The sequence below is a fragment of the Tenacibaculum sp. 190524A05c genome, assembly GCF_964036595.1.
Classification (GTDB): Bacteria; Bacteroidota; Bacteroidia; order Flavobacteriales; family Flavobacteriaceae; genus Polaribacter; species Polaribacter platacis.
The window spans coordinates 2394814-2416850 of record NZ_OZ038523.1 but is presented as its reverse complement, the minus strand read 5'-3'; the positions used below and the strand labels follow the sequence as shown (position 1 = coordinate 2416850).

Here is a 22037-nt window from a genome sequence, read left to right as displayed (position 1 = left end):
AAATATTGTCCCCTTAGTTAATTTCTAAAACGTCTTACAGGTAAATAACTTTAAATCTTAGAAAATTATGAAAGAATTTATGATGATTTTTATCGGTGCCGACTATGGCGATTTAGGACTTTCACCAGAAGAAATTCAAGGAAGAATGGGGAAGTGGTTTGCTTGGAATCAAAAAATGGAAGAGCAAGGAATTGTTAAAGGAGGAAATGCTTTAACAGCTGACATTAGAAGAATTGTTGGTAAAAACCGAACTGTTTCAGATGTGAACTCTGCAGAAGTAAAAGAACTTGTTGGAGGTTATTATATTGTTACCGCCAAAGACTTTGATGCTGTAGAAGTAATTGCTCAAGATTTTCCTGATTACGATTTAGGAAGTACTGTAGAGATTAGAGAAATAATGGTTTTCGATGAATAATGGAAACTCAACTTATAGACCATCTTTTTCGCCATCATAGCGGAAAGATGGTTTCTGTTTTAACACGTATTTTCGGTCTTTCGAATTTTGACATTATCGAAGATGCAATTCAAGATACTTTTATAAAAGCTACGCTTAGCTGGCGAACTAAAATTCCGGAAAATCCCGAAGCTTGGTTAATTAAAGCTTCTAAAAATCGTGTAGTTGATATTTTTAGAAAACTACAAGTTGAAAAGAAAAATCTACCAGAGTTCTCAAAGGGAATTGATTCAATTGCTATTAATGAACTTTTTCTAGATTCTGAAATAGAAGATGCTCAGTTACGAATGATTTTCACGGCTTGTCATCCCAAACTGAATCCTAAAGATAGAATTGCTTTTGCGCTAAAAACAGTATCAGGATTTAGCGGAAAGGAAATTGCTTCAGCTTTGTTACTAAAGGAAGAAACCGTTAAAAAAAGATTAGTAAGAGCTAGGAAAGTCATACAACAATCCAATATTTCATTTTCGATACCTCAAGGAGTGGAATTACCAAAAAGAATAGAAAGTGTCTTAGAAGTTTTGTATTTGATATTTAATGAAGGTTTTCATTCAAATACGAAAGAACAATTAGTTCGTAAAGAACTTTGTGGAGAAGCTATGCGTTTATGCAAACTTGTAATTAAAAATAGGCACACATCAATTTCTGCAGCCTATGCTTTATTTGCTTTAATGTGTTTTCATTCTGCTAGACTAGACGCTAAAGTTACTATTGAAAATGAAGTATTAGATTTAAAAAATCAAGATCGTTCAAAATGGTATTTCCCATTAGTTCAATTAGGAAATACAATGATGAATAAAGCAGTTGAACATAATGAGTTTTCGAGTTATCATTATGAAGCTGCTATAATTTCAGAGCATTTAAAAGCTGATAATTTTGAAGCTACTAATTGGGAAAAAATTCTATATTGGTATGAGTGTTTGTATGAATTGCAGCCAATGCCATCACATATATTGACGATGGCTGTGGTATGTGTACAAATGAATAATTATGTAAAGTCGAGTTTTTATTTTGATAAAATTAATCCTGATGCTCTTGAGCAACGAGCCTATTTATTTTATGCAGCAAAATCAGATTATTTTAAGGCAATTGGAAACATTGCAAAAGCAATAGAATTTATAGATATAGCATTAGAAAAAGTAACTAATCGATTAGAAAAAGAATATTTGGAAAAGAAGCGATTTAGTCTTTCCCATTTTTAATTCCTAAAACTTCTTTTAAAGAGTAGATATCATTAAAAGTGCATGAATCATCATTAATTACAAGATTTCCATAAAAGGAATTTAATGTATACAAATCAGAGGTTGTACAACCACCATTTGGTCTATTCATTAATCTAAGCTTTTTCTCAAATAAAATAAAAGTATCAATTTTTTTTTGGTCTAATAATATATACTGCTTTTTACCTTTATTAATTTTATATACTACGTAAACTTTATTCTTTTTGTATTTAATTTTGAAACTTTCATTATCCCAATGAAAACAGCCTGTTGAATTCAGATTTAGTTCCCATTTCTTTTTATTTTTGATACATTGTTCGAAGGTAGTTTGCAAAGAATAATCTTTGAACTTTTCAATGCAAAGTACATGAGATGTGTTTTTATTATTTAGATTTATTATAGTGTCAAAAGCTTGTTTGTATATATTCTTATATTTAATTCTAACAACAGGACTATCAGTTGAAAAATTAAATTTACCCGAAACCCAACCTTTTTTATAATTTATCTCTTTACCTGTTTTAGTATCATAAATATTAAACTCTGATAAAGGAGTAAATGCAAAATCATCGTAATTACAGTTATAGAAATTTAACGTGTATTTTTCTTGAGAATATGATAGACTAGTATTAATTACTACTATTAATAGAAAGATATTTTTTTTCAACATGACTTTTCTTGCTAAAATATGGCAAGTGAATAATAGTTGATATCCTATTTTAGTAAAATTAAACAATTAGTGAGTTAAGGAGTATTTTGATTGAGTTAAGAGATTAAAAACTTCTCCAACACATCTGCAATTTTCCTGTTATCAGATAGTTGAGGTATTTTGTTTTGTCCACCAAACTTACCAATAGATTTCATATACTCATGAAATCCTCCTTTTTTAACCTTTCTAATAATCAATGGGCGTAATACTTTTCCTTCAATTAAGTCTTGATAGTAAATATTTTGTTCTTGCATAGAAGCATCCATTTTCTGCGCCATTTCATCTAAGTTTTCAGGTTCATTTTCAAACTCAATAAACCACTCATGAAATGGTAATCCATTTTCTGGATTCACTTGTGGAGCAACGGTAAACTCGCTAACGTTCACATCAGTTCCTTTGATAGCGTCATTCAATGCTTTTTCAACTTCTTTACCAATTACATGTTCACCAAAAGCAGATATAAAATGCTTAATTCTTCCAGTTACTTTTATTCGGTAAGGTTTTAATGAAGTAAATTCAACAGTATCTCCAATATTGTATCCCCAAAGTCCTGCTGTTGTATTAAGAATTATCACATAGTTAACTCCTAATTGTACATCTTTTAAAGAAATACGAGTTGGATTTTCATCAAAGAATTCGGTTGCAGGAATAAATTCATAAAAAATTCCAGAATCTAATTGTAATAGCATTCCTTTTTCTTTTTGAGAATCTTGAAAAGCAATAAATCCTTCTGATGCAGGATATAACTCAATGTAATCTATCTTCTTTCCTATTAAAGCTTCGAACTTGTTTTTGTAAGGCTCAAAATTTACACCGCCGTAAATGAAAAAGTTAAAGTTTGGAAATAACTCCGAAATAGTTTTTCCAGTTTTATCAATTAATTTCTCGAAATACATTTGAACCCATGATGGAATTCCACTAATTACAGTCATGTTTTCAGGTAATGTTTCTTCAACCACTTTATCAACTTTTGTATCCCAATCTTCGATACAATTGGTTTCCCAACTTGGTAATCTATTTTTTAATAAATAATTCGGAACGTAATGCGCAACAATTCCGCTTAAACGCCCTAATTTAATACCATTTTTATCATCTAAAACAGGACTTCCTTGTAGGAAAATCATTTTTCCATTTACAAAAGAAGCATCCTTCGTTTCATTGATATAGAATAACAAAGCATTACGAGCCGATTTAATATGAGTTGGCATCGATTCTTTAGTAATCGGAATATACTTTGCTCCAGAGGTTGTTCCAGAGGTTTTAGCAAAGTAAATAGGTTTTCCTTTCCATAAAATATTTTCTTCTCCAGCAACCATTCTGTCTACATATGGACGTAAACCTTCGTAATCATTAACAGGTACGCGATTTTTAAAATCTTCGTAAGAATTGATTGATATAAAATCATGATCTTTTCCAAAGGCTGTTTTACATCCTTCTGTAACTAAATATTGAAATACTTTTTCTTGCGTTTCTAGTGGTTTATTTGCCCATTTTCGAACTTGTTTTACAGCTCGTTTTGCAAATGGAATCGCTAAAAAAGATTTTAAAGACATATGTTTATTTTTTTAAGTCAAAAATTGAAGTTAGTATCATTTTCAGATTAATGACAAATAGCATTTATTGAAAGTCGATGTAATTTGTTGGATTTGTTGGATATCCATTGTTCCACAATTCAAAGTGTAAATGAGGTCCAGTTGTTAATTCTCCTGTTGAACCTACACTACCTATTACTTCTCCTGATTTTACAAAATCTCCTTGTTCTTTTAGAAGATCTCCATTGTGTTTATATACAGAAACAAAATTATTACTATGTTGTATGGTAATGGTATATCCAGTTTCGGCAGTCCATCCAGAAAGAATAACTGTTCCGTCAGCAATAGCCTTTACTGGAGTTCCAGTTTTAGCAACAATGTCTATCGCGAAATGTTTGTTTGCAGCATTAAAAGATTGAGAAACAGTTCCCGTAATTGGAGCAAAGAATATAATTTTCGCTTTGTTCCCAGATCCGGCTGATAATGCAAATCTATCTTTGCTTTCTATTTGTTCTCTGAATTGTAAATCTTGTTCTGTTGCAGATAATTTAGCATAATCTACAACTGCTTTTTTCGATTCATTTCTTATCGAATCAATTGCCTCAGGTTCAATATCACCAGTTAGAACAGGTCTAATGGCTTGAGTGAATTTTTCAAGTACTGCAATTTTGATTTTTAATGAATCTGCTTCATAAGTTAGTCGTGTTGCTTTTTTCTTTAATTCAGTAGAAGAATATCCAGGAATGTATTCTTTTAAAGAAGTAAATGCAATTAAAAACACGGTAAGAATAATGATTAGAATTGAGAAAATTCCACCAAAAACAAATACATTTAATCGAGAAAGTTTTAATGAAAAACGCTCCTGAAACGTATCTTCATTTAAAACTACTAAACGGTATTTATCCGTTAGTTTTTGTTTTAACTTACTAGGTTTTTTCTTGTTTTTTGCCACGAATACTTAGTTTGGGTTACCAAATATACAACGAAAAAATAGGACGTCTATTTTTTATAGAAGTTCATCTCGTCAATATATTTCCAAACTGATGAAGAAAGTAAAGGTTTTATATTTTTTCCTTCTTTTATCGCATTACGAACCATAGTGGAAGAAATTTCTACAATAGGAGCATTAACTCTATGTATTTTAGGATGATTATCGAACTGAGTTTCTACAACTCCTTCAGAAATTCTTGGATAAACATAAACATTATGATGCTCTAAAATGGTTTCATAATTTTTCCATTTATGAAGACTTTTCAAATTGTCTTCTCCCATAATTAAGTTAAAATTATAGGAAGGATATTTTTCCGAAATATGCGCTAATGTATGCACCGTATAATTCGGTTGAGGTAATTTAAACTCTATGTCAGATGGTGAAATTTTATCGTAGTCTTCTGTGGCTTTATAAACCATTTCAAAACGATGATGGTTGTCCAAAAGAGAACTTTTTTTCTTAAAAGGATTATGAGGAGTTACAACCATCCATATTTCATCTAAGTCAGAGTTTTCCACCAAATGGTTAGCAATAATGAGATGTCCTATGTGAATAGGATTAAAGGTTCCGAAATATAACCCGATGTTTTTCATCTATTTCTTAGACTTTTTAATTTACTCCTATAAAACTACCTACTAATTCTTCCGCCTCTTTAAGCGCAACATCTAATTCGTAGTTTTTGATAATTTTATCAAACTGTGGAGCAGTTGCCAATTCTACAGAAGCTTTGGCAATTCTCATATTAATTTTGTCTTCGCTCTCTGTTTTTCTTTTCTTCAAACGAATTTTTAATTCATCAACACTAGGTGGTTTTACAAAAACAGCTAATGTTTCTTCTGGGAATTTCTTTTTAATACGAAGTCCTCCTGCAACATCAATATCAAAAATCACATGCTTTCCTTGAGACCAAATACGTTCTACTTCTGTTTTTAAAGTTCCGTAGAAATTATCTCTATACACTTCTTCCCACTCTAAAAACTCATCGTTTTTAATTTTCTTGATGAATTCATCTCTAGAAATAAAGTAGTAATCTGAACCATCAATTTCTTCTCCACGTGGAGCACGAGAAGTAGCAGAAATTGAAAACTCTAAACCAAATTTTTCTTGAGCCAGTAAATGACGAACAATAGTAGTTTTTCCAGATCCAGAGGGAGCTGAAAACACAAATAATTTTCCTTTAAATTCTTTCGCCATTATAATACGTTTAATATCTGTTCTTTAATTTTTTCCAATTCGTCTTTCATTTGAATTACCACCTTTTGCATAGGTGCGAAATTCGCTTTAGATCCGGTAGTATTAATTTCTCTACCAATTTCTTGAATAATAAATCCAAGCTTTTTTCCATTTGAATCGCTAGTATCTAAGGCTTGCAAAAAGTAGTCCAAATGATTCGCTAAACGAACTTTTTCCTCGTTGATATCTAGTTTTTCTAGGTAATAAATCAATTCTTGCTCAAAACGATTTTCATCAACTTCAACTTTTAATTCGTCTAAAGCCTTGGCTAACCTTTGCTTTACATTTGCAATTCTATCGCCATCCATTTCCTTAACTTGTTCCAAACAAGCTTTAATATTAGAAATTCGTTCTTTAAAATCAACCTCTAAAGATGCGGCTTCATCAGTTCTATATTGAATAATTTCTTTTATAGCTATTGCAATATGCTTCTCAATTTCTGACCACTCATTAGCATCCAATTCCTCTCTTTCTGTTTTTAAAGCATCTGGCATTCTCACAGCCATTTTTAATAACTCTACATCATCATCAGAAGCAACGACAACTACATCACGTAATTGCTTAATATATTCAGAAACTACTCCTTTATTTATTGAAGTAGAAGTTTCGTCAGCAGTCATTTCAACATAGATTGAAAAATCTACTTTTCCCCTAACTAAAGTACTTGCTAATTTTTTACGAATTGTTAATTCCTTCTCTTTATAGAAAGATGGAATTCGTGTATTGATATCTAAGTTTTTACTATTTAAAGATTTAACTTCAATAGTAACTTTTTTAGTTGGTAATTGTAATACGGATTTCCCGTATCCCGTCATAGATTGAATCATACCTTGATTTTAATGAGCCGTAAAGATACACTATTTGCTAAGACTAGCAGGAGACTGTTTTGAAACTAAGTAAACTCCTATAAATATTAAAACAGTTGCCAATATTTTAATTGTATCTAAAGTATCACTTCCAACAATTAAAGCATAAATACTTGCCACAACTGGTTGTAAATAAATAAATACACTTACTGTTGTTGGTTTAAGTTTAGAGAGCGCCCATAAATTGAATAAATAGGTAATACACGAAGCAAAAATCACAACAAATCCAATTCGTAAATATCCAGACATTGGAATGATTTCCCATTGAATTTCTGTGAATTCAGATATCCCGAAAGGGAACATGAAAATAAATCCGAATAAATATAACCATCGAATAAAGGTTATAGGTTTATATTTTGCTACAATCTTTTTAGCCACAACTAAATACATACCATAAGAGGCCGCATTTACAAAAACTAAAAAGTTACCTAACATCATATTTTTAGCATTTGCTCCTGATTTTCCGCTGTAAACAATAAGTACAACTGCACCAATAAGTCCAATTATTACTCCAATTATTTTAATTAATGTAGGCCTTTCTTTCATTAAAATACTAGAAAAAATAAGCACCAAAATTGGCGAAGTCACCATCATTACAGAGGCATTAATTGGAGTGGTGTAATTTAATCCTTTAAAAAATGTAAGCATATTAAATGCAATACCAAAGAAAGCCGCCATTGCAATTGTTTTATAATCACTCTTTTCAATCTTATCGTTTTTTATAAATAAGCTCGCGATCCAAAAAACTAACATTGCTGCTGAAACTCTAATGAAAATAAATCCAAATGGTTTTACGTAGTGCGGCATTACCTCTTTTGCTACTGTGAAAGTAACACCGTATATAATTGTTACAATAGATACTGCTGCTAAAGCTAATACTCTTGTATTCATTGCTAATGAAGTTTAGAAATTTAGCGGCAAAGGTCGGTAAAAAAAACTATTGAACTACTATTATTTGCAGACAAGAGAGCGGTGCAAAAATTTACATTTTCCAATACAATTTTAGCAGGGTGATTTTCCCCTTTTTTATGTGAAAAAACCCTAATTAAATTATAGGAAAAGAACATAATTAAAACAGTTTTTTAATTGGGAAAAATTGCTAAGAGTGATGGTAGCTTTGGAGTGTCAATCAAACCAACCAAATAAAATTACCACTACTAATGATTTATGAAATACTACAAATCATTTCAGAAGAGTTAAATGACTATCTCGATGAAAATGCTGTTGCGTTAGCCAATATTGCTGACGAAGATTCCGAAGGGAATTCACCAGGGAATTTTCCAGATATCGCATTATCTCTTATCAATTTACAAGAAGAATTTGCGTTGAAAAATGTGCGAAACGATTATGTAAGTGGTAATACAGTTTCGTACAAAAATCCAAAGGTTTACTTAAACCTATTTATTCTATTCAGTCTTAACAAATCATCGTATACCGAGTCTTTAAAAAGCTTGACTAAAATCATTGAGTTTTTTCAAGGTAAAAAAGTATTTACCCAAGCGAACTCTAATTATGAAAATGTTGATGGAATAGAAAATATAAAAAGTTTCAAGTTTATCACTGAACTCTATACTCCAACTTTTGAAGAACTCAATTTTATATGGGGAACCTTAGGAGGAAAACAAAAACCGTCTGTCTTATACAAAATCACTTTACTAGAAATAGAAAGAGATGCTATTACTAAAGAAGGTTCTGTGATTTCAGAATTGAATAGAAATTCATTAATCAATAATTAGTCAGAAGATGATCTATAAGCCACTTTTTAATATCGACTTATTACATGCGTATTTTCTAGATCAGGGAGATAAAAAATATCATGCAGATAATGCAAATGATGAGCTGTCTGATGACGAAAAAGAAGATGCATTGCGATCATATAATCTTTTTGATTTTATTGAAGTAATTCCAAATAAAAGAACAAGAAGTATAGCTAAAAATCATAGGGTTTTAATTAGAAATCATAGCAAAGGAATTCGAGTTTTAACAAGCACATTAAGTGTGAATTCAGAGGAAGGAAATGATGTTGTGACTCGTTATAATCCACTAGTCGAATTATCAAATGATATAGTCTTTACTTTTTTCATTAAAGCAAAAGATAGATTCTTCTTGAATTATACAGATATCACGGAAAAGAAGAACAATCAGCTTTACTATTTATCGAATATCACTTCTTCAGTAACTAACATTTTTGATGCCGACGGAGCCATTGAAAAGTGGGAAGATTTTTTAATAACAGAAAGAGAATCAAGAAAACTAGTTTACAATTTAGAAAAGGATCAAGAATTTGATACTAATACTCCGAAACTAGTAACGATTTCAAGTATTGAAGAATCTTTAATTGAAGATATAGAAGATAAAGTAACAAACAATACAACCTTAACTGAAAGTGAAACAGAGATTTTTGATTACTTAAACACTTCTGTTCAACAATTAAAAAATAGTGGGGTAATTGGAGTTATCCAAGTAAAAGTAGCAGGAGACAATGCAACCAATTTAACAGAACAGGTAGACACGGAAGATATTCAAACGGGGAACTTTGATTTAGAAAAGCAATGTCTACTTAAGAACCTTATTGATTTTCAGATTTATATAGAAAACAAGAAAACATTCTGGAGGTATAGACAAAAGTCTGAAAATCAAATAATGGTTACTAACCAAGAACATCCTCTTACAAAAAATGGGAAAGTAGAAATTGAAAAAACGGACGTAACTCCACAACCTCAAGGCACACTTTTTTTCCCAAATCCAACCATAGATAGTATCACTAAAGAAGAGCAAGATTACTATTCAGAAATATTCATTTAAAAACTAAAATTAATAATTATGTCAGCTTACAAAACACCAGGAGTTTACGTTGAGGAAATCGTAAAATTTCCACCATCGGTGGCTCAAGTAGAAACAGCGATACCTGCATTTATTGGGTATACAGAAAAAGCAAAGAAGAAGATTGATGGCGATTTAGCAAACAAGCCAACACGTATTTCTTCTTTACTGGAGTATGAAACGTATTTTGGTTTTGCAAGAAAAGAAACAGGAATAACTGTTACAGTTACAGATACTCATGTTGATGGAGAGCAAGATCGTACACTAAAAGTAGAAGCACCAACTAGTCCAAAGCCATATTTAATGTATTATGCAATGCAAATGTATTTTGCTAATGGTGGTGGACCATGTTATATCGTATCCGTAGATACTTATGTAAATGATTTAGGAAATGAAAACTCTATTTCTTTTGATGATTTAAATGATGGTTTAGATAAATTAAGAAAAGAAGACGAACCAACTTTGATTGTATTTCCAGATGCAAAAAAATTAAGCGAAGTAGATTTTTACACATTATACAACAATGCTTTAATCCAGTGTAACGAAATGCAAGATCGTTTTGCAATTATCGATACACACACATCTACAGATTCTGTTGCAGACGCTTTAGCTGCAAGAAACAGACTGAACTTAGAAAAGGATTATTTAAAATATGGTGCAGTTTACTATCCACATTTAAAAACAATCTTAGATTACCGTTACGATGAGGAGTCAATAGAAATTACGCATACAACAGATTTACCATCTGCGATTGCAGAGGCTACTGCACAATTAGAGGCATATAAGGTAGATTTCGCTGCAGAAAATGATTTATTAAGAGATACTTCTGATGCAGATTTAGGATACATCGGTGTAGCTAAGAAAAAAATCACAGATGATTTGGATGCAGCAGATTTTACAGGAGAAACTTATGCAACCTTAAAAACAAGAGTATCTGAATTATCTACAACTGTTGAGAAAGTTATTGGCTCGTTGAACAATTTGACTTCGATGGCTGGTTTAATTGAAGATTCGGGTAATGCAGCAGCAAATTCAGTTAAAGATGAAGTAGGTGATGCAGATCCTATCTATACAGATATCACTGGTCAAGTTACAACAATTAATAACTTTTTTGTCGGAACAGATAAAGTAAATGAAGTTAGCGAGGCTTTACAATTGGCTTTAGATAATATTTCTAAGGCAAATTCAAAAGCTAAATTAGAAACTCAAGTAAATGCTATTTCTACAGAATTAAATAAAGTTTACGTTCATGCATCTACAGATGTATTTACTGATGCGGAAGGTGAATTAGATACATTAATTTCAAATGTAAAAGCAGGGGACAGCACAGATGTAAATAACGGAGAATTAAACGGAAGAACGTTAAAGAGCATCGAAAATATCTACAGTCAAGTTTATAACGAAATCAAAACTGAAATCGGAGCATTACCAGTTGAATTACCACCAAGTAGTACAATGGCTGGAATTTATGCAAGAGTAGATTCTGATAGAGGAGTATGGAAAGCCCCAGCGAATGTTGGTACAAATTACGTATTAGAACCATCATTACAAATTTCAAGTGATGAACAAAGAGACTTAAATGTTGATGCAGTTGCGGGTAAATCTATAAATGCAATTAGAACATTTGTTGGTAAAGGAAACCTAGTTTGGGGAGCAAGAACTTTAGCAGGAAATGATAACGAATGGAGATATGTTTCTGTAAGACGTTTCTTCAATATGGCTGAAGAGTCTATCAAAAAAGCTACAGAACAATTTGTTTTTGAACCAAATGATAAAAATACTTGGGTTCGTGTAAAAGCTATGATCGATAATTTCTTAACGCAACAATGGAGAGTGGGAGCTTTAGCAGGTCCAACACCAGATAAGGCATTTTATGTGAGCGTAGGATTAGGAGAAACAATGACTGCTCAAGATATTCTTGAAGGAAATATGATTATTGAAATAGGAATGGCTGTAGTTCGTCCTGCAGAATTTATCATTCTTAAGTTTTCTCACAAAATGCAAGAAGCATAATTAATTAAGTCAAGTCAAATTTAAAAACATAAAAAAAAGAAATCATGGCACAATTATATCCACTTCCAAAGTTTTCTTTCGAAGTAACTTTTGGAGATACAAAGTTTAACTGTACAGAAGTCTCTGGGTTAACCTTTGAGAATAAAATGATTGAGTATCGTGGAGGAGCAGATAGTGAATACCACAAGTCTAAACAACCAGGAATGTTTGAATATCCAAACGTTACCATGAAAAGAGGAACTTTTGTTGATAAAAGCAAACAGTTTTATGATCAGTGGGCAAAAACAGTGTATTTCCAAGAAGGAGGTGAGCAGTTTAGAGGAGATCTTACAATTAGCTTGTTAGATGAAAATGGAGATCCAGCAGTAACATGGAAATGCCAAAATGCATACATCACTAAGGTTACACCAACAGATTTAAAAGCAGACGGTAATGAAATCGCTATCGAAACTGCAGAGTTTGTTCACGAAAAACTAACAATGATTAGCTAATGGAAATTTATTATCCACCAGTAGGCTTTCACTTTAAGGTAGATTTTAAAAATCTATCAACTAAAGATAAAGATATCTCATTTCAATCAGTTTCAGGTCTAACAGTAGACCTTGAAACTGAAGAAATTGCTGAGGGTGGAGAAAACAGGTTCAAACATAAAATTCCGGTACGTTCAAAGTTTCCAAATCTTGTTTTAAAACGAGGAATGTTAATGGATTCTGAAGTCATCAAATGGTGTAAAAAAGCCTTAGAAAATTTTGAAATAGAACCTGTAGATATCAATGTAATGTTACTTGATGAAAATCATGAAGCACTGCAAACTTGGAATATAGTTAAAGCCTATCCTATAAAATGGAGCGTTGGAGACTTTAATGCCGAGGAAAATAAACTAGTCATAGAAACTATCGAATTAACCTATCAGTACTTTAACATCGTATAAAATGCCAATAACAATTAAAGAACTACATATCAAAATTAATGTTGATGAAAAATCTGGATCAAAACCAGGAACAGGCGGTTCAAATGGTGGTAATAAAGCACAAATTATAGCTGCTTGCGTAGAAGAAGTAATGGATATTCTTGAGAGACAAAAAGAGAGATAATGAGCCAAGGAGAATTAAAAAAACTAGTAATAAAAGCTTACAAAGACGACAAGTTTAACGATGAAGTTGCCGATGGTGAGTTTACTACACTTGTAAATCCTGAAAAATACATGGTTGCATATAAACCAGAGTATGAGGAGGAACAAGGACAAGGTACTAGTGGTACGCAACCAAAGTTTAAGAAAATCGCTCCACAGGAATTAGATCTTGATTTATTGTTTGATAGTTCTGGAGTAATTGATGGCGAGGCTAATCATACTGATGGAATAATCGATAAAATTGAAGCTTTCAAAAGAATCGTTTTTGATTATAACGGAGAAGAGCACAAGCCTTATTACTTAATGGTAAAATGGGGAGCATTACTTTTTAAAGGATCCTTAGTTGATTTGTCTATTGAGTATAGACTTTTCGCTCCTGATGGAACTCCATTAAGAGCCAATGCGAAACTAAAGATTAAAGGAACCGTAGATGATGATTTACGTGTTGCTCGAGAGAATAATCAATCGCCAGATTTAACACATTACAGAAAAGTAAAAGCAGGTGAAACATTACCATTAATGTGTCATCGAATTTACGGAGATCCAAAGTACTATTTAGAGATAGCTAAAGCTAATAATATCACACAGTTTAGAAAATTAAAACCAGGTCAGGAATTGTTTTTTCCACCATTACAAAAGTTTGCATAAATGAATAATACTGGAGTCATACAAACTTCTAAAAGTGCAGATTTAATCACTTTTAAAATCTTAATTGAAGGAGAAGAACTTTCAAAAGTGTACGAGGTAAAAAATATTACGGTTTCGAAAGAAGTCAATAAAATACCTACGGCGCAAATAATTTTGATTGATGGAGATCCTTCAGCAAGAGATTTTGAATTGAGTAATGAGGATTTACTAATTCCAGGTAAGGAAATTGAAATTACAGCAGGATATCATTCTGATGAAGAAACAATATTCAAAGGAATTGTAATTAAGCATAACCTAAGAATTCGAGCAAACTCAGCTCAATTAATTATTGAGTGTAAAGATGAAGCTGTTAAAATGACCATAGGAAGAAAAAGTAAGTATTTCTATGAAAGTTCTGATAGTGACATTTTTGAAGAAATTATTGGAGAGTATGGACTTTCAAGTGATGTAGAAAGTACAAATCACACGCATCCAGAATTAGTTCAATATAATGCTTCAGATTGGGATTTTTTAGTTTCTAGAGCTCAAGCAAATGGGAAGTTATGTTTTGTAGATGATGGAACAATAACTATCGCAAAACCAGATATTAGTCAATCAGAAATTGAAACAGTAACCTTTGGAGGTTCACTTTTAGATTTCGATGCTGAAATTGATGCGCGCCATCAAGTATCTAAAGTTGCTGCCTACGGATGGAATCATGCCGATCAAGAATTAATCGAAGTTGAAGGTAAAGATCCAAGTGTGAGTTTAAACGGAAATTTGAGCTCAGGAGATTTAACCGATGTAATTGGATTAGAAAGTTTAGAGTTACGTCACGGAGGAGTTGTAACAGATACTGAACTTCAAGATTGGGCAGATGCGAAATGGTTGTTTCAACAATTAGCAAAAGTTAGAGGTAGAATTAAATTTCAAGGAATTCCATCAGTAAAACCTAATACAGTTTTAAAATTAGAAGGTGTTGGAGATCGCTTTAATGGTAATATTTATGTTACTGGTGTTCAGCATGTAATTACAAATGGAAATTGGGTTGCCAATGCACAATTCGGTTTATCTACAGAGTGGTTTTCAGAAACATTCGATATCTCATCTAAGCCAGCTTCAGGATTATTACCAGCTATTCAAGGATTACAAGTAGGAATTGTTTCTCAGTTAGAAGAAGATCCTGATGGAGAAGATAGAATTCTAGTTCAAATTCCGATTATCAATAATGAGGAAGAAGGAATTTGGTGTAGAGTTTCATCACCAGATGCAGGAGAAAATAGAGGGATTTATTTCCGTCCAGAAATTGGCGATGAGGTTATCGTTGGTTTTATCAATCAAGATCCAAACGATGCTATTGTATTAGGAATGTTGCACAGTAGTGCAAAACCATCACCGATAACTGCCGCAGATGATAATCATGAAAAAGGAATTATCACACGAAGTGAAATGAAAGTGTTATTCGATGATGATAAGAAGATTATCACCATAGAAACTCCAGCAGGAAAAATTATTTCTCTTGATGAAGACGAAGGAGCAATTACGATTGAAGATGATAACTCCAATGTGATAGTCATTAACAGTGATGGAATTTCAATGGAAAGTGCTGGTGATATTGCCATTAAAGCATCTGGAGATGTGAACATTGAAGGAACCAATGTAAGTATTGCAGCTAATGCTGAATTTAAAGCTGAAGGTAGTGCAGGAGCAGAAGTTTCTACAAGTGCAATTGCCGTATTAAAAGGATCATTAGTTCAAATTAATTAAAGTCAAAAAACTAAACATAAAATGGGAAATCCAGCAGCAAGAGTAGGAGACATGCATGTTTGTCCGATGGTAACAGGAGTTGTTCCGCATGTTGGCGGACCAATTTTACCAGCCGGTGAACCTACAGTTTTAATTGGAGGAATGCCTGCAGCAAGAGTTGGTGATATGGCTACTTGTACCGGACCACCAGATAGTATTGTAGCAGGATCAGGAACTGTTTTAATAGGAGGAATGCCCGCGGCTAGAATGGGAGATAGCATGGCTCACGGAGGAACAATTGTGTTAGGAGAATTCACAGTATTAATAGGATAACAAATGGAAAATAAAAAAGCTTTTTTAGGAATTGGATGGGGATTTCCTCCTGAGTTTTCTCAGGATTTGAATGAAGTTGTCATGATATCTGAAGAAGAAGATATAAAAAGTAGCCTTGAGATATTATTGAATACTCGATTGGGGGAACGAGTAATGCTACCTAATTACGGTTGTAATCTCGAGGAACTACTTTTTGAAAAGTTAGATAGAACTTTAATTACATACGCTAAAGAATTAATTGAAACTGCAATTCTTTATCACGAACCAAGAATAGATGTAATCAAAATAGATATCTCAGAAACAGATCCATTAGAAGGACAATTGATCATTAAAATAGACTTTAGAATTAGAGCTACAAATAGTAGAACAAACGTTGTTTTCCCTTTTTATAAAGGTGAAGGAACAGATATAAACTAAAAGGAATCATGAGTAAAATCATACCTAACATATTAAAACGTAACGGAACCGGACAAGAGCAAAGATTTATTCAGGCTTTAGATCCAGAGAATTTCGAATTACACGATTTTACCATTGAAGATTGGATTTTATTTGCCTATAACTTATCTCAAAACATAAACTACTTCTCAACAAGTAATTACGAAGTAGCTTCTGGAGATTGGAGAAACTTTTTTAAGCAATTTACAACAGATACTATTCCGTATAGAGGAACTAGAGACTATGATAAATTAAAAGAATCTGTTGCACAAAATTTAGAGGAATTTTCTAAAAAATCTGAATTAACACCACACTTAACTTTATTCATCTGCTTTTTAAACTTATTAGAATTATCTAAGCAAAGATTTAATCAACTAACTAAACGTCATTTAGACTTTTATTACAAAGAAATATTACAAGTAGATAAAAGAGAACCAATTGCAGATCAAGCTCATGTGATTTTTGAACTAGCTAAGAAAGTTTCAGATCAACAAATTAAGGAAGATACGGCATTAGATGCGAAAAAAGATTCCTTAGGAAATCCGTTAGTTTATAAAACTGAAGAAGAGTTAATCGCAAACAAAACTGTTGTTAGCCAAATAAAAACAGTTTACAATAACAATTCAGAAGATCTTAAAAAAATTAAGGCTAGTGCAAATGCTAAAACTAAAGACGGATTAGAAGAACCATTGGTTGAAGATAAACCATTTTGGTATCCATTTGGTTATCCAGCTACCGCAAAAAATGTAAATGAATTACCAGACGCAAATCTTGGTTTTTCGGTTGCTTCTCCAATGTTGTCTTTAAAGGAAGGATTAAGGATAGTAACTATAACTTTCAACTTTAATGAAAACTTTAGTAGCGAAACTTTAAAAATCGATGAGTTATTAGAAACCGTTTCTATTTATGCTAGTGGTAAAGAAAAATGGATTCAACCAGAATTAACTCTAATTGATGGAGTAAGCGTTGGTAATTTAAATACAAATAAAAAAAACATCAGTTTTACATTTCAATTAGATTATGATGCTGATGCTTTAGTAAATTACAATCAAGAGTTTTTACTTACCAAATACAACACAACTCATCCACTAGTTCGTTTTGAGTTTAATCTATCAGACACTTCAGGTTATGATTTTTATAAAATTTTAGCTGAAAATACACTCAATGAAATTGTAATAAATACCAATGTTGAAGGTGTTCGTTCTGTAGATATCGAGAATGATAACGGTACATTAAAATCAAATAAACCTTTCAATCCATTTACAACTCGACCAATTACAGGGAGTAATTTTTTAGTGAATTACCAAGAAGCTTTTTCAAAAAAATGGTCTGAGTTTACAGTTAATTTAAATTGGAAAAATGTACCAGATGATTTTAAAAGTTGGTATTCGGCTTACATAAAGTCTTCACAATTTAATTCAATTGAAGATTATGCAGTATTAATAGATAAAGATGCATCTGTTATTGAAAGTAACTTAATCGTATCTGGATATGAACATTTTAAAGTAGAAAAAAGATTATTACACGCAGCAGGAGTTTCGAAAGAAACTGCGGGAGAAATTATTAATCTATTCGGAAGAGAAACCATAGGAGATGGAGATAAAGAAGAGGTAGTTTATAGCACAATAATTACTACAGAAAATGATGCAAATGCTTATGATATAAATAAAGCAGGACCTTTACAATTATCGTTAGAGCAATCTTTTTTACACGAACTATTTCCAAAATTATACACCCTGTCCGTAAGTTCTCAAAGTAAAAGTCTGGATTTACCGAATGATCCATACACTCCGCTTATCGATAGTATTTCAGTTAATTATGTAGCAGAAGAATCGTTGGTAATGTCTGAGGCTTTTACTACTGAGAACAGAATTCAATTATTTCATGAACATGCATTTGGACAAAGTGAAGAAAACTATGCAACCAAGAAATATTTACAAGAAGAGAAAAATATAATTGATGTATTCGATAAAGATACAATTCAAACATTTTTAGTTCCACGTTATTGCACAGGAGGACATTTGTATATCGGATTAGAAAATGTTGTTAATCAGCAAAACGTTTCTCTTTTATTTCAAGTATTAGAAGGAAGTGAAAATCCTTTAGTACCAAGTTTTGAAGAAACTGAAAAAATCCATTGGTCCGTATTATGTAATAACAAATGGAAAAGTCTAGAGAATAGCATTGTTTCAAATGACACAGATAACTTCTTGAAATCTGGAATAATTAAATTTTCAATTCCTAGAGAAACAACGGCAGATAATACATTGTTGCCTGAAGGATTTGTTTGGATAAAAGCTCAAATGAATAAGTCGTTTGATGCAGTTTGTCAAACTATTGATATTCATGCGCAGGCAGTTTTAGCTAGTTTTGAAAATAATAATAACGAAGCTAGTTATTTAAAAGACGGATTACCTGCAGGAACCATAAAAAAAATGGTTACCAGGATACCTCAAGTAAAATCGGTAACACAACCATACAATGCATTTGGCGGAAGTCCTGAAGAAACTGATGAAAACTTTTACCGAAGAATTAGCGAACGATTACGTCATAAAAATAGAACAATTACACTTTGGGATTACGAAAATATAATCCTACAAGAGTTCCCAGAAATTTATAAAGCAAAATGTTTAAATCATACTTCCGAGACTAGCTTTACTGCAGCCGGACATGTTACAATTGTTGTTGTTCCAGATACTGTGAATAAAAACGTATTTGATATTTATCAACCACGAGTAAGTATGGCTTTGCTTAATAAAATACAAGATCATGTTAATGCACTAAATACATTACATGTTAATGCCAAAATTATCAATCCAAATTACGAAGAAGTAACCATAGGATTAGAAGCAAAATTCTATGAAGGATATGATGAGAGTTTTTATAAAGAACAGTTGAAAACTGATATTACCAAATTCTTATCTCCTTGGGCATTTGACGATACCAAAGAAGTAACATTTGGAGTAATGCTTCATAAAAGTGTATTGATAGATTATATAGAAAAACTTCCTTACGTAGACTATCTACAAAATGTAACGATGAATGGAGATGCAGATTTGTATCAAATTGTTCCAAGCGATCCTAAATCCATTTTAGTTTCTGCAAAAGAACATTCAGTAAGTACAGTATTAACTACATGTCAAGGAACCAAAACCACTATTGAACCCGTATGTCAACTATAAATCAACATATCACTATTCCTAAAAATGTAACGTCTAATAACGATTTAGATTTTCATTTTTTACGCAAAGAAGGAATTTCTTATTTAGAACAATTAGGAGGTAAATTATGGACAGATTTTAATTCTCACGATCCAGGAATTACCATCTTAGAAATGTTGTGTTATGCAATTACTGATTTAGGTATGCGAATAGATATTCCATTAGAAAACTTATTAGCATCAAAAGATCCAAAACGTGCATTACATACACAGTTTTACAAAGCTTCAGAGATTTTTCCTTCAAAACCAGTAAACGAATTAGACTATAGAAAACTATTTATTGATTTACCTGGTGTAAAGAATTGTTGGTTAAGAAAGTACGAGAAACAAGTATTTGTAGATTGTAAAAACAGTTTACTTTCTTACGCTAAGTTTAATGACATACCAGAGGAATTTCAAAAAGATTTTAAGCTTAAAGGTTTGTACTCATTATTGGTAGATTTTGACGAAGAGGCAAATCAAAGTAACGTAATAAAGGAAATTAAAAGTACTTATCATAGTAATCGAAACTTATGTGAAGATTTAATTGATATCAAACAAGTAGAAGATCAACCTATTGCTATTTGTGCAAACATAGATGTATTTAGTGAAGTTGATGAAGAATGGGTATACGCCAATATTTTATTTGAAATAGAAAACTATTTATCACCTACATTACAGTTTTATTCTTTGGAAGAGATGCAAAACAAAGGATATACTACAGATGAAATTTTTGAAGGTCCAATATTAAATAATGGTTTTATCGATGTAGCTGAATTAAAAAATGCAGAATTAAGAAGAGAAGTTCGTCTTTCAGATGTCATGAAAATTATCATGAATATTGAAGGTGTAAAACTAATTAAAGATATTTCTGTTGGCTTTTGCGATGAAACATTAACTCAAGAAAACAAATGGGTGGTATGCATAGATGCAGACAAAAAGCCTATGTTATGCAATAAAAGCACATTCAACTTTACTAAAGGATTTTTACCTCTGAATTTGAATTACGACAGAGTTGAAGAATATAAAAATCAGCTTAAAGAAGATGTAATTATTGCACAACAATTAACAAAAGACGACTTAAAATTACCTTTACCAAAAGGGATTGTTTTAGAATCTCAAGAATATACTACAATTCAAAATGATTTTCCTGATGCTTACGGAATTGGCCAAGAAGGATTATCTGTTCATGTTACCAATTCAAGAAGAGCAAAGGCAAAACAATTAAAAGGATATTTGACATTTTTCGATCAAATATTAGCAACGTATTTCAAGCATTTGTCCGAAGTAAGTACGTTACTTTCTGTTTCTGGAGTAGAAAGTCGTTCATTTTTTACACAAGCGATAAAAGATATAAAAGGATTTGAAGATCTAGTTAGTGAATATCCACAATCAAATGATGATGAACTAACGGAGCTTTTATTACATCAGTTTGATAATAATATTGAAAGAAGAAATTCCATTTTAGATCATTTGATTTCTCGATTTGCAGAACGATTTGGAGAATATACATTTTTAATGAAAGCACTTTATGGAACAGCAACTGATGAAATTGTTCTTGCAAATAAAGAAGCATTTTTAAAAGACTATAAAGTAATTAGCGCACATAGAGGATTAGCATTTAATTATTACAATCAACCTAAAAACAATCTTTGGAACACTTTAAATATATCTGGCTTTCAAAAACGAATAGCCCGTTTGATGGGAGTTACTAATGAAAAAAGAAGACATCTTACCGATTCTAATGTTGAGGTTTATGATTTAGAATCAGATGGAAAAACTGTATATCGTTGGAGAGTTAAAGATGCAGAAGGAAATATAATTTTATCCGCTACAGACGATTATCCAACTACAGCGAAAGCTATTGAGGAATTATATTTTGCCGCTTTACAAATTGTTCAAACTTCAGAGAAAGAAGTAGAGAAAGCCTTTGAAAGAAGTGATATAGATGGTTTACAAATAGGATTTTTATCGGTTCATGAAACAGAACCAGAAGATCCAGAAACTGCAATTAGATATTCATTCAATGTAATTAATCCAGAAGAACCTGAAACCAGCGTAGACTACATAATTGCAAGACAATTTAAATACTACGATACCGCTGCTGAATTAAAAGAAGGAATTCTGGAAATCATCAGTTTTATGAAAAAAGAGTTTACTGAAGAAGGCATTTTCTTAGTAGAACACATCTTATTACGTCCTGATGTAAATACAGATACTGATAAAGGATTCTTTACAATCTGTGCAGATAATTGTGATGATTGTGGGACTATTGATCCGTATTCATATAGAGTAAGTATTGTATTACCAGGATTCACATATCGTTTTTCAAATCCAGATTTTAGAAGATACATGGAAGATGTAATTCGTGAAGAATTACCAGCACATATTCTACCAAAAATTTGTTGGGTAGGAGCAAGAAAAGGAATTTCAGAAGACAATGATTTATTCCGATTTGAAAAAGCATATAAAGAATACTTATTCGAAAAAACCAAGCTAGAACAAGAACAACCTAAAGATGAACTTGAAAATTTAATGATTGCAATGCGAGAATTAAATACGGTATATCCAGTAGGTCGATTAACAGATTGCGATGCTGAGGATGAGGCCTTAGACGGAAGAGTAATTCTAGGGCAATCAAGTATTGGAATTATAGAAGCAGATAAAGAAGAAAACACAGATAACAACTAAGTAGAATCAACAAAACATAGTGTTTCATAACACAGC

21 protein-coding genes are annotated in these 22037 nt (G+C 31.8%); 14 read left to right on the top strand and 7 right to left on the bottom strand.

From position 1 onward, the window contains the following. The first annotated feature begins 67 nt into the window (after positions 1–67). Both ABNT61_RS10420 and ABNT61_RS10415 read left to right on the top strand, forming a co-directional pair. On the top strand, positions 68–415 hold the full coding sequence (locus ABNT61_RS10420; protein WP_348724965.1) for a YciI family protein: 348 nt from the start codon (positions 68–70) through the stop codon (positions 413–415). Beyond that, positions 415–1656 carry an RNA polymerase sigma factor gene (locus ABNT61_RS10415; protein ID WP_348743154.1) on the top strand — a complete coding sequence of 414 codons (1242 nt, stop codon included), beginning with the start codon at positions 415–417 and terminating at the stop codon, positions 1654–1656. Before ABNT61_RS10420 ends, ABNT61_RS10415 begins: the two co-directional genes overlap by 1 nt. On the opposite strand, the gene ABNT61_RS10410 is transcribed toward ABNT61_RS10415, so the two are convergent. The 7 genes from ABNT61_RS10410 to ABNT61_RS10380 form a co-directional block, all read right to left on the bottom strand. Continuing rightward, entirely contained in the window at positions 1637–2338 is a 702-nt protein-coding gene (locus tag ABNT61_RS10410; protein WP_348743153.1) for a hypothetical protein, read from the bottom strand. The genes ABNT61_RS10415 and ABNT61_RS10410 overlap by 20 nt on opposite strands. 98 nt (positions 2339–2436) lie before the next feature. Then, positions 2437–3933 (bottom strand): GH3 auxin-responsive promoter family protein, encoded by a 1497-nt coding sequence (locus ABNT61_RS10405; protein WP_348743152.1) that lies wholly within the window; start codon positions 3931–3933, stop codon positions 2437–2439. 64 nt (positions 3934–3997) lie between these two features. Next, complete coding sequence (locus tag ABNT61_RS10400) at positions 3998–4864, bottom strand: M23 family metallopeptidase (RefSeq protein WP_348711221.1); 867 nt, start codon at positions 4862–4864, stop codon at positions 3998–4000. Positions 4865–4911: 47 nt separating this feature from the next. Continuing rightward, complete coding sequence (gene nadD, locus ABNT61_RS10395) at positions 4912–5496, bottom strand: nicotinate (nicotinamide) nucleotide adenylyltransferase (RefSeq protein ID WP_348743151.1); 585 nt, start codon at positions 5494–5496, stop codon at positions 4912–4914. Between the two features lie 16 nt (positions 5497–5512). Continuing rightward, positions 5513–6097: a guanylate kinase gene (gene gmk / locus ABNT61_RS10390; RefSeq protein ID WP_348711224.1), complete on the bottom strand. Its 585-nt coding sequence runs from the start codon at positions 6095–6097 to the stop codon at positions 5513–5515. Further along, the gene (locus tag ABNT61_RS10385) at positions 6097–6963 is read right to left on the bottom strand and encodes a YicC family protein (RefSeq protein ID WP_348743150.1); all 867 of its coding nucleotides are present in this window, start codon (positions 6961–6963) and stop codon (positions 6097–6099) included. The genes gmk and ABNT61_RS10385 overlap by 1 nt, the downstream gene beginning before the upstream one ends. A gap of 30 nt (positions 6964–6993) precedes the next feature. Continuing rightward, positions 6994–7893, bottom strand: a complete 900-nt coding sequence (locus ABNT61_RS10380; RefSeq protein WP_348743149.1) for a DMT family transporter — start codon at positions 7891–7893, stop codon at positions 6994–6996. 269 nt (positions 7894–8162) lie between these two features. Between ABNT61_RS10380 and ABNT61_RS10375 the strand changes: the two genes are divergently transcribed. From ABNT61_RS10375 to ABNT61_RS10320, 12 genes are read left to right on the top strand one after another with little or no spacing between them, the layout of a single operon-like run. Continuing rightward, positions 8163–8738: a DUF4255 domain-containing protein gene (locus ABNT61_RS10375; protein ID WP_348711228.1), complete on the top strand. Its 576-nt coding sequence runs from the start codon at positions 8163–8165 to the stop codon at positions 8736–8738. Between the two features lie 7 nt (positions 8739–8745). After that, positions 8746–9807 carry a hypothetical protein gene (locus ABNT61_RS10370; RefSeq protein WP_348743148.1) on the top strand — a complete coding sequence of 354 codons (1062 nt, stop codon included), beginning with the start codon at positions 8746–8748 and terminating at the stop codon, positions 9805–9807. Between the two features lie 18 nt (positions 9808–9825). Beyond that, positions 9826–11838 (top strand): phage tail sheath C-terminal domain-containing protein, encoded by a 2013-nt coding sequence (locus ABNT61_RS10365; protein WP_348743147.1) that lies wholly within the window; start codon positions 9826–9828, stop codon positions 11836–11838. A 44-nt stretch (positions 11839–11882) separates the two neighbouring features. Continuing rightward, positions 11883–12329 carry a phage tail protein gene (locus ABNT61_RS10360; protein WP_348711233.1) on the top strand — a complete coding sequence of 149 codons (447 nt, stop codon included), beginning with the start codon at positions 11883–11885 and terminating at the stop codon, positions 12327–12329. Further along, on the top strand, positions 12329–12769 hold the full coding sequence (locus tag ABNT61_RS10355) for a phage tail protein (protein WP_348711234.1): 441 nt from the start codon (positions 12329–12331) through the stop codon (positions 12767–12769). The genes ABNT61_RS10360 and ABNT61_RS10355 overlap by 1 nt, the downstream gene beginning before the upstream one ends. A gap of 1 nt (position 12770) precedes the next feature. Next, the gene (locus ABNT61_RS10350) at positions 12771–12932 is read left to right on the top strand and encodes a DUF5908 family protein (RefSeq protein WP_348711235.1); all 162 of its coding nucleotides are present in this window, start codon (positions 12771–12773) and stop codon (positions 12930–12932) included. Further along, a complete protein-coding gene (locus ABNT61_RS10345) occupies positions 12932–13618 on the top strand; it encodes a LysM peptidoglycan-binding domain-containing protein (RefSeq protein WP_348711237.1) in 687 nt (228 codons plus the stop codon). Before ABNT61_RS10350 ends, ABNT61_RS10345 begins: the two co-directional genes overlap by 1 nt. Then, on the top strand, positions 13619–15364 hold the full coding sequence (gene vgrG / locus ABNT61_RS10340; protein WP_348743146.1) for a type VI secretion system tip protein VgrG: 1746 nt from the start codon (positions 13619–13621) through the stop codon (positions 15362–15364). Between the two features lie 21 nt (positions 15365–15385). Next, positions 15386–15676, top strand: a complete 291-nt coding sequence (locus tag ABNT61_RS10335) for a PAAR domain-containing protein (RefSeq protein ID WP_348743145.1) — start codon at positions 15386–15388, stop codon at positions 15674–15676. 3 nt (positions 15677–15679) lie between these two features. After that, complete coding sequence (locus tag ABNT61_RS10330) at positions 15680–16093, top strand: GPW/gp25 family protein (protein WP_348711240.1); 414 nt, start codon at positions 15680–15682, stop codon at positions 16091–16093. An 8-nt stretch (positions 16094–16101) separates the two neighbouring features. Next, positions 16102–19293 carry a baseplate J/gp47 family protein gene (locus tag ABNT61_RS10325; RefSeq protein ID WP_348743144.1) on the top strand — a complete coding sequence of 1064 codons (3192 nt, stop codon included), beginning with the start codon at positions 16102–16104 and terminating at the stop codon, positions 19291–19293. After that, positions 19281–22001, top strand: a complete 2721-nt coding sequence (locus tag ABNT61_RS10320) for a hypothetical protein (RefSeq protein ID WP_348743143.1) — start codon at positions 19281–19283, stop codon at positions 21999–22001. Before ABNT61_RS10325 ends, ABNT61_RS10320 begins: the two co-directional genes overlap by 13 nt. The last annotated feature ends 36 nt before the right edge of the window (positions 22002–22037 follow it).

Bases quoted from the DNA above. Each gene is read 5' to 3' on its own strand.
- ABNT61_RS10420 (WP_348724965.1), top strand. From the start codon at position 68: ATGAAAGAATTTATGATGATTTTTATCGGTGCCGACTATGGCGATTTA.
- ABNT61_RS10415 (WP_348743154.1), top strand. From the start codon at position 415: ATGGAAACTCAACTTATAGACCATCTTTTTCGCCATCATAGCGGAAAG.
- ABNT61_RS10405 (WP_348743152.1), bottom strand. From the start codon at position 3,933: ATGTCTTTAAAATCTTTTTTAGCGATTCCATTTGCAAAACGAGCTGTA.
- nadD (WP_348743151.1), bottom strand. From the start codon at position 5,496: ATGAAAAACATCGGGTTATATTTCGGAACCTTTAATCCTATTCACATA.
- gmk (WP_348711224.1), bottom strand. From the start codon at position 6,097: ATGGCGAAAGAATTTAAAGGAAAATTATTTGTGTTTTCAGCTCCCTCT.
- ABNT61_RS10385 (WP_348743150.1), bottom strand. From the start codon at position 6,963: ATGATTCAATCTATGACGGGATACGGGAAATCCGTATTACAATTACCA.
- ABNT61_RS10380 (WP_348743149.1), bottom strand. From the start codon at position 7,893: ATGAATACAAGAGTATTAGCTTTAGCAGCAGTATCTATTGTAACAATT.
- ABNT61_RS10375 (WP_348711228.1), top strand. From the start codon at position 8,163: ATGATTTATGAAATACTACAAATCATTTCAGAAGAGTTAAATGACTAT.
- ABNT61_RS10370 (WP_348743148.1), top strand. From the start codon at position 8,746: ATGATCTATAAGCCACTTTTTAATATCGACTTATTACATGCGTATTTT.
- ABNT61_RS10365 (WP_348743147.1), top strand. From the start codon at position 9,826: ATGTCAGCTTACAAAACACCAGGAGTTTACGTTGAGGAAATCGTAAAA.
- ABNT61_RS10360 (WP_348711233.1), top strand. From the start codon at position 11,883: ATGGCACAATTATATCCACTTCCAAAGTTTTCTTTCGAAGTAACTTTT.
- ABNT61_RS10355 (WP_348711234.1), top strand. From the start codon at position 12,329: ATGGAAATTTATTATCCACCAGTAGGCTTTCACTTTAAGGTAGATTTT.
- ABNT61_RS10350 (WP_348711235.1), top strand. From the start codon at position 12,771: ATGCCAATAACAATTAAAGAACTACATATCAAAATTAATGTTGATGAA.
- ABNT61_RS10345 (WP_348711237.1), top strand. From the start codon at position 12,932: ATGAGCCAAGGAGAATTAAAAAAACTAGTAATAAAAGCTTACAAAGAC.
- vgrG (WP_348743146.1), top strand. From the start codon at position 13,619: ATGAATAATACTGGAGTCATACAAACTTCTAAAAGTGCAGATTTAATC.
- ABNT61_RS10335 (WP_348743145.1), top strand. From the start codon at position 15,386: ATGGGAAATCCAGCAGCAAGAGTAGGAGACATGCATGTTTGTCCGATG.
- ABNT61_RS10330 (WP_348711240.1), top strand. From the start codon at position 15,680: ATGGAAAATAAAAAAGCTTTTTTAGGAATTGGATGGGGATTTCCTCCT.
- ABNT61_RS10325 (WP_348743144.1), top strand. From the start codon at position 16,102: ATGAGTAAAATCATACCTAACATATTAAAACGTAACGGAACCGGACAA.
- ABNT61_RS10320 (WP_348743143.1), top strand. From the start codon at position 19,281: ATGTCAACTATAAATCAACATATCACTATTCCTAAAAATGTAACGTCT.